Source organism: Marinomonas algicola (assembly GCF_014805825.1).
Taxonomy (GTDB): domain Bacteria; phylum Pseudomonadota; class Gammaproteobacteria; order Pseudomonadales; family Marinomonadaceae; genus Marinomonas; species Marinomonas algicola.
In genome coordinates this window covers 142203-149271 of sequence record NZ_CP061942.1, presented here as the reverse complement: position 1 = coordinate 149271, position 7069 = coordinate 142203, and the positions used below count along the sequence as shown (strand labels likewise).

Sequence of the window (7069 nt, the reverse complement as noted above, 5' to 3'; positions counted from 1 at the left end):
TTTTATAGGTTTATGGTTTTTTGGATGTAAAGCGGTTTTAAAGAATATCTTACATACACTACTAGACAGGGTTGAACGGTTACTGAAACCACCAACCTAAACCCTATAAAAGTAAATTCCGCAAACTATATCCAATAAAGCCACTTATAGGATAGCTATCAAGAAGCACATACTTTAATCAATCTTCTTTTTTATAGATTTCCGAACTCATAAGGAGATCTATTTGCCGTTTGGCTGTTTCTTTTTTCGGCCTAAATTTCTCATGAGCCTCACGTAAGCCGAACTCTGAAAGATACTCTGAAAAACGGATACTCACGTAAGCTCCTTTCAATTTGTATTTGATAAACTCATCTCTCTCTTCCTGATCCCAAGAATCCCACTCCTCACGTACTATCTCGCTAACAAACTGCCTCTCAACTGGGTTAATGTACTCTGATAATGAAAGAACACCATTTGTCTCATGGTAATCAAACTTTATTGCATCCCTTAACCAGCCAGAAGGGTTTGCGATGGTAGTAACATGCTTAGCCTTAATAAAAAGATTTAAGTTGTTCAGGCAGCGCGCTACAGAATATTTGCTAATGAAGCTCTTTACGATCCTAGAGTCAAAATATTTTTCGAGTTCTTGCGTTAAGTCGCTCTCTTTTACCAGTTTAGCGATTTCAACCTTTGTAGCCTTAACCTTAAACAGTATGTATTTAAATACGGCCCTTGGATTATTGCGTCGCTCTGGGATTTCATAGTCAAACTCAAGATCTGTCCTTCCGTTTATTTGCTCTTTAGAACGATCTAAAACAGCTCTTTTAAAGTCAGCTAACCTCAAATACTTATCGGTGATACCAAGCTGTACGCGGAGCTCATCAACATTTTTTTTAAATGATATTTCTGTCTTACCTTTCTTAACCGTATTAATTGGTAACTCTTTCCTGAAGATGTTGTACAAATCCGCAGCAAGGTTTGAAGTTAAACTGATGACATATTTCATATAGCTTTTAGTAAAGTTTTCTTTTATATCAATTACATAGGGCTTAAACGCCGCCCCAAACTCGAAAACAACATAGCCTTCTTCTGCATTGTAAGCAGACGTGTCAAAAATGGAGACATTTTTTAATTGGCTAGATTTTTTCCCACGAGCTAATGCGGTCGCACAAAGTAAATTCTCTGCATTAACGTATATTTTACAAGCGTTATCTTTTTTAATTGATTCCGTATCAGGCACTAGAACATGACCAAGATAGTTAATTTCAGCTTCTAAAGCGTCCTCGATGCGGTCAAGATTTGGGGGCATGCTACGCCCATTTTCATCAAAAACGTGTAAACCTATTTCATCATCAAAAAACACACTCAAACCGTCTTTATCTTTAAATTCTTTTTCCTGTACATCACTGAGCTTAAGGTAGACACGTGAACTATCTTCTTTGAGACAAAGCCGCTTACCATCAACTGTTATACACGATGTATCGTAAATAAGTGGCGCTCTTACGTACCTTGTCTGTAACTCTTCAAGCAAGCTTGGGCTACCTTTTGTTCCTTTTAAATATTTACTCACATTTGATTTTGACGTGTTCAGTGCATAAGCCAGCTGACTAGGTGTCACCCTGATTTCACCAATGTCATGAGCTCGAGAATCAATCATGGCGATAGCAGCATGAAAGATACGATTCTCATTTAAGGACATCTCTGCATGGCCAGCAATCAGCTCATTGCGCTTAGTAACCAATGCCGTATCTCTGTTGAAAGCATTTTCAGATACAAGCGGTTGTTTTTTAATCGAGTCTTCTTTTGACATTGTAAATCCACTGCACATTTTTTCAGATAGGCACTATCACCATATCTCTAAGCAAGATAACGCATCGTGACAAAAAGGCAACAAAAATATTTTTTTAGTGTCATTTTTGTCACGAGAATAATTTCACTGATTCTTCAATGAAGTATGAAGACAAAATAATCATGACAAAAAAACAAACATAAGTTCACCGCGAACGCGGATCTGTCACGCAGAAGCTGTGTTTACACACTACATCGTGACAAAAAAGCAAAATAGACTCATTGTGGTTGCTAATCTGTCACTCACAATCTAATCAATGCAACATATGGTGAACATAGGACTCTTAATGAGTAGCGAATCTGTCACGCTCAAGCTGGCTAACGCACCGCATCGTGACAGAAGAGCAACATAAGGCTCTTAACGGGTAGCGAATTTGTCACGGACAAATGATTAGCACCCTACATCGTGACAGAAAGGCAACGTAGGGCTCTTAACGAGTAGCGGATTTGTCACGGAAAAATGATTAACACCCTACATCGTGACAGAGAGGCAACGTAGGGCTCTTAACGGGTAGCGAATTTGTCACGGACAAATGATTAGCACCCTACATCGTGACAGAAAGGCAACGTAGGGCTCTTAACGAGTAGCGGATTTGTCACGGAAAAATGATTAACACCCTACATCGTGACAGAGAGGCAACGTAGGGCTCTTAACGAGTAGCGGATTTCTCACAGGTAAATAGCTAACACACTGCATCGTGACAGAAGAGCAACATAAGGCTCTTAACGGGTAGCGAATTTGTCACGGACAAATGATTAGCACCCTACATCGTGACAGAAAGGCAAAGTAGGGCTCTTAACGAGTAGCGGATTTCTCACAGGTAAATAGCTAACACACTGCATCGTGACAGAAGAGCAACATAAGGCTCTTAACGGGTAGCGAATTTGTCACGGACAAATGATTAGCACCCTACATCGTGACAAAAAGGCAACGTAGGGCTCTTAACGAGTAGCGGATTTCTCACAGGTAAATAGCTAACACACTGCACCGTGACAGAAGAGCAACATAAGGCTCTTAACGGGTAGCGAATTTGTCACGGACAAATGATTAGCACCCTACATCGTGACAGAAAAGCAACATAGCACTCTATTAGCGAGTAGCGAATTGTCACACTCAAGCAGGCTAACGCATCACATCGTGACAGAAGAGCAACTCAGGGCCCTTAACGAGTAGCGGGGTATCACAGGTAAGTAGCTAACACCACGCATCGTGACAAAAATACAATTTAAAACTATGTAAGAATCGAAAATCTATCAGACAAGGACAGAGCACTTCACCATATGCTCGTAAAAATACCCTCTAATCAACATAGGTCACAATAAAAGAACGAGGCTAGGTAAACATTCGCTAAATCGAACCAATCGAGCTTTAAAAACGAAGGGAAGCGTCACGATACCGGTTGGATATGTCACCTTAGCAATACAATGTGTCACGCTAAAAAAAAAACTGTCACGATAAGTTACAATTGTGTCACGATAAAACGCAAAACTGTCACGATAAGCAATGCAAACCATTGATTTTAGAGGTTTAAATAATCTCTAAACAAGTATAAACAAAATAAACAGGTATATAAACATAATGAAACAAGATACAAAACGCCCCCGGTCTCCTAAATAGAAGCACGGCATAGATGTTATTCTGGCTCCGTTGCAAATAAGATCCACTCAATATAGTGTTCCATAGTTTGATAGGTACCTTCTGTGAATCTCTTTAAAAATCGTCACTTTCAGTATGACATTATTATTTGGGCTGTGCGATGCTACTGTAAATACGGTATTAGTTATCGAGAACTCGAAGAAATGCTCTGTGAACGAGGAGTTGAAGTTGATCACACCACTATTTATCACTGGGTTTAGCTCTATGCACCTGAAATAGAAGCGAGGTTGAAGTGGTATTGGCGACCTAGGTCAAGCGTGAGCTGGCAAGTTGACGAAACTTACGTCAAGGTCAAAGGAAAGTGGGTCTATTTATATAGAGCGATTGATAAACGCGGCCGAACCGTAAACTTTTATTTGTCATCCCGTCGTAATACTAAAGCGACGAAGCGCTTCTTAGGTAAGGCTTTAAGGGGTTTGAAAGAGTGAGAAAAACCGCCGACAATCAATACAGATAAGGCCCCTGCATACGGCGATGCTATTAGACAATTAGAGACCTCAGCATAAGTCCTAACTTTTTTCGATTAGCTCCAGTTTTGTAAAAAAGTCAGGTTAAAATCTCGAAAACGTTGGCTTTTTTCGTCTATACCGCCTTTAAATTCATAGTCTTTCCCACATTAGAGGCATTTATCCTGTGGTTTCCATTTCTGGCAAACCATACAACATTAAAAATCTAGCGCCTTTTCTTATGTTTGCTGCCATTGCGGCTAATCCAAAAAAAGTCTCATTTTTAGCAAGTCCCATAAAGCGAGTACGGGTTAGTCCATAATGTGTTTTGTACGTTGCAAATGGACGCTCTCCACCTGCTCTAGTGACTGCTATCTCGGCGTTACGAAGTTTATCCTGCTCACTCAGCGGGTTGTTTCGATATCCTTTTCGCTGAACTTGATCTTCGATACCCAGTTCTTCTAATGTGTCTCTCGTCTCTTTAGAACTATAAGCGGCATCCGCATAAAGCTTCGCTTCATCTCCAAGAATCAATGAATCTCTTTCTTGGCTATCATGAACATTACCTGCAGTGACGCATTGGCTATGGATAAAACCATCTTCATCTACGCCAGTATGTACAGAATAACCATAGGTGGATTTCTGCCTGCCTCGACTGTCGTTTTTTACATGCCAACCGGCTTCTGGGTCTTTCTTCGGCTGACCATCTTTACCCTTACCAGAGCCCGATTGTGAAGCCTCAATTGGGGTTGCATCTATGATGTTTATTCTACCTTGCGTCATAATAATGTTTTGAGAGGCTAATTGACTGTTAATCTCTTCCAATAAAGAATCCCATAGGTTCAGCTCAACCAGTTTATTACGAAATCGTCCCAGCGTTGAGGCTTCAGGTACATTACCCGTTAACTCAAGATGACAGAATTTACGAAACAACAGGTCTCTGTATAAGCAGTTCGCCAATTCAACATCAGATAGCTTATACCAGATTCCGAGTAATAAGCTTCTGAATAAGGTCAGTAAAGGATAGCTAGGTCGACCTGTATTGGCAGAGTAAATTGAGGATAATACGTTCTCAATTTCAGACCAATCAAGTAATGCCTCAGTATCATCAAGACTGTTAAGGATAGGGCTATCTAGATCTGAAGCCGTCACGAAAAGCTCGGGCTGTGTCGTAAATGAATTTTGCATATCTTATGTTATCAAAGTTTAGACATTTATGATCGAGTTATGCTGAGGTCTCTATTTATTATTTGAGGCTTCAGTATAAATCCAACTTTTTTAGATAAACTCAAGTTTGGTAAAAAAATCAGGTCAAACTCTCGAAAATTTTGGCTTTTTTCGTCTATACCGCTTGTAAACTCATAGTCTTTCCCACATTAGAGGCATTTATCCTGTGGTTTCCATTTTTGAAAAACCATACAGCATTAAAAATCTAGCGCCTTTTCTTATATTTGCTGCCATTGCTGCTAATCCAAAAAAGTCTCTCTTTTAGCAAGCCCAATAAATCGAGTACGGGTTAGTCCATAATGTGTTTTGTACGTTGCAAATGGAGGCTCTCCACCTGCTCTAGTAGCTGCTATCTCGGCATAAAGTTTCGCTTCATCTTCAAGTATCAATGAATCTCGTTCTTGGCTATCATGAACATTATCAGTAGTAACACATTGGCTATGAATAAAACCATTTTCATCTACACCTGTGTGCACAGAATAGCCATACGTGGATTTCTGTCTTCCTCGGCTGTCGTTTTTTACATGCCAACCGGCTTCTGGATCTTTCTTGGGTAGGTCATCTTTACCCTTACCAGAACCTGATTGTGAAGCCTCAACAGGGGTTGCATCAGTGATGTTTATTCTACCTATGTCATAATGATGTTTTTAGAGGCTAGGGGCTGTTGATCTTTCGCATTGGCAGCCAAATTATGGCGCAAGCTAATGCCAACATGTTTTCAAATTGTGATTTTAATTTGTCGTATCGTGTTGCTATTGCTCGAAAGTGTTTTAACCGTGCAAAAGCATTCTCCACTAAATGCCTGTATTGATACAAACACCAATCAATATCATCGTTTCCCACTTTAGAATTTTGCTTTCTAGGTATGACGGGACATGAGTTTTGTTGACGCACCTTCTCCCTAATCGCTTCACTGTCATAGCCCTTGTCAGCAACAATAAAGTCACTTTTGGGCAGTAATTCAATCAGTTCATTAGCCACTTTACTATCATGAACATCGCCACCAGTAATGATAAATTCGATAGGTAATCCATAACTATCAACAGCCAAATGAATTTTACTGGTATTACCGCCTCGACTTAATGTAATAGCTTGGTCACTATCTGAAGCTGCGCCAGTACTATGTTGATGTGCTTTAACGTAGCTTCCATCTATAAACTCCTATTCGGTATCGATATTTTGCGCTAACGATTTGAATAGTCTCATTAATATGCCTTTTCTTGACCAAAGCAGAAATCGGCGATAAACCGTATTCCACAAACCAAAATATTCTGGCAAGTCACGCCAAGGGCAGCCTATACGTAATCGGTAAAGTATTCCTTCGAATGTTTTTCTATGTTCAAGCTTGTTATAAACTCTATCTTCAAGCAATATCACTTTTAGTTTCGACCATTGCTCATCTGTGAGCATTAATCGGAGCATGGCAGTCTCGTTTTATTTGTTTTTGGCGAAGTGAATTATACGAGATTGCCACTTAAGTACAAAACTCAAGCAAAGATCAACAGCCCCTAGTGTTTTTAGGTTAAATTGAAATTTTGCGACACAACCCATAACTGAAGCGACAAAATTAAAAGAACTTAGTAACCCATTTTCAATTGTCAGTGGAGGGGCAAGATTTGAGGCCAACATCTAAGCTACGTTTGTCACGTTAATGCTCAGTCGTGGCTATGCTCCTTGTTTACCTTCTTGGCTAATTGTTGAGATTAAGCTTCAAGGTGCTGTTGCTGGATATGGCACCGATGACCTGTCGCGGTTAATAATCGGCCCCTAGATTCCTCAGCCAAATGACGTGCGACACATGTCGCGTGTTAAAAATGAGTCTATCGCCAATGTTTTAAATATTTCTATGAGAGCGATAGGTAAATCATTAAATATTAAAACGTATACCCAGAAAAATACCAACAACACAAAC

Annotated in this window: 3 protein-coding genes and 2 pseudogenes; 1 reads left to right on the top strand and 4 read right to left on the bottom strand. The window is 39.9% G+C overall.

Annotation, left to right across the window (positions count from 1 at the left end; all coding sequences use genetic code 11):
- Window positions 1-178: 178 nt before the first annotated feature.
- Complete coding sequence (locus IEZ33_RS20550) at window positions 179-1789, bottom strand: replication initiation protein (protein WP_191603773.1); 1611 nt, start codon at window positions 1787-1789, stop codon at window positions 179-181.
- A gap of 1739 nt (window positions 1790-3528) precedes the next feature.
- Here IEZ33_RS20550 and IEZ33_RS20810 point away from each other — a divergent pair.
- A pseudogene (locus tag IEZ33_RS20810) lies at window positions 3529-3978 on the top strand (IS6 family transposase); the annotation flags it as partial.
- Window positions 3979-4110: 132 nt separating this feature from the next.
- Here the strand turns inward: IEZ33_RS20810 and IEZ33_RS20540 are convergent.
- The 3 genes and pseudogenes from IEZ33_RS20540 to IEZ33_RS20530 form a co-directional block, all read right to left on the bottom strand.
- Entirely contained in the window at window positions 4111-5118 is a 1008-nt protein-coding gene (locus IEZ33_RS20540) for an IS5 family transposase (RefSeq protein ID WP_191603771.1), read from the bottom strand.
- Window positions 5119-5396: 278 nt separating this feature from the next.
- Window positions 5397-5774 (bottom strand): transposase, encoded by a 378-nt coding sequence (locus IEZ33_RS20535; protein WP_240009728.1) that lies wholly within the window; start codon window positions 5772-5774, stop codon window positions 5397-5399.
- Between the two features lie 37 nt (window positions 5775-5811).
- Window positions 5812-6579: pseudogene (locus IEZ33_RS20530) on the bottom strand (IS5 family transposase).
- Window positions 6580-7069 lie beyond the last annotated feature (490 nt).

What these genes read in the sequence shown, in the direction of transcription:
- IEZ33_RS20550 (WP_191603773.1), bottom strand. Translation starts at nt 1,789, where the DNA reads ATGTCAAAAGAAGACTCGATTAAAAAACAACCGCTTGTATCTGAAAAT.
- IEZ33_RS20540 (WP_191603771.1), bottom strand. Translation starts at nt 5,118, where the DNA reads ATGCAAAATTCATTTACGACACAGCCCGAGCTTTTCGTGACGGCTTCA.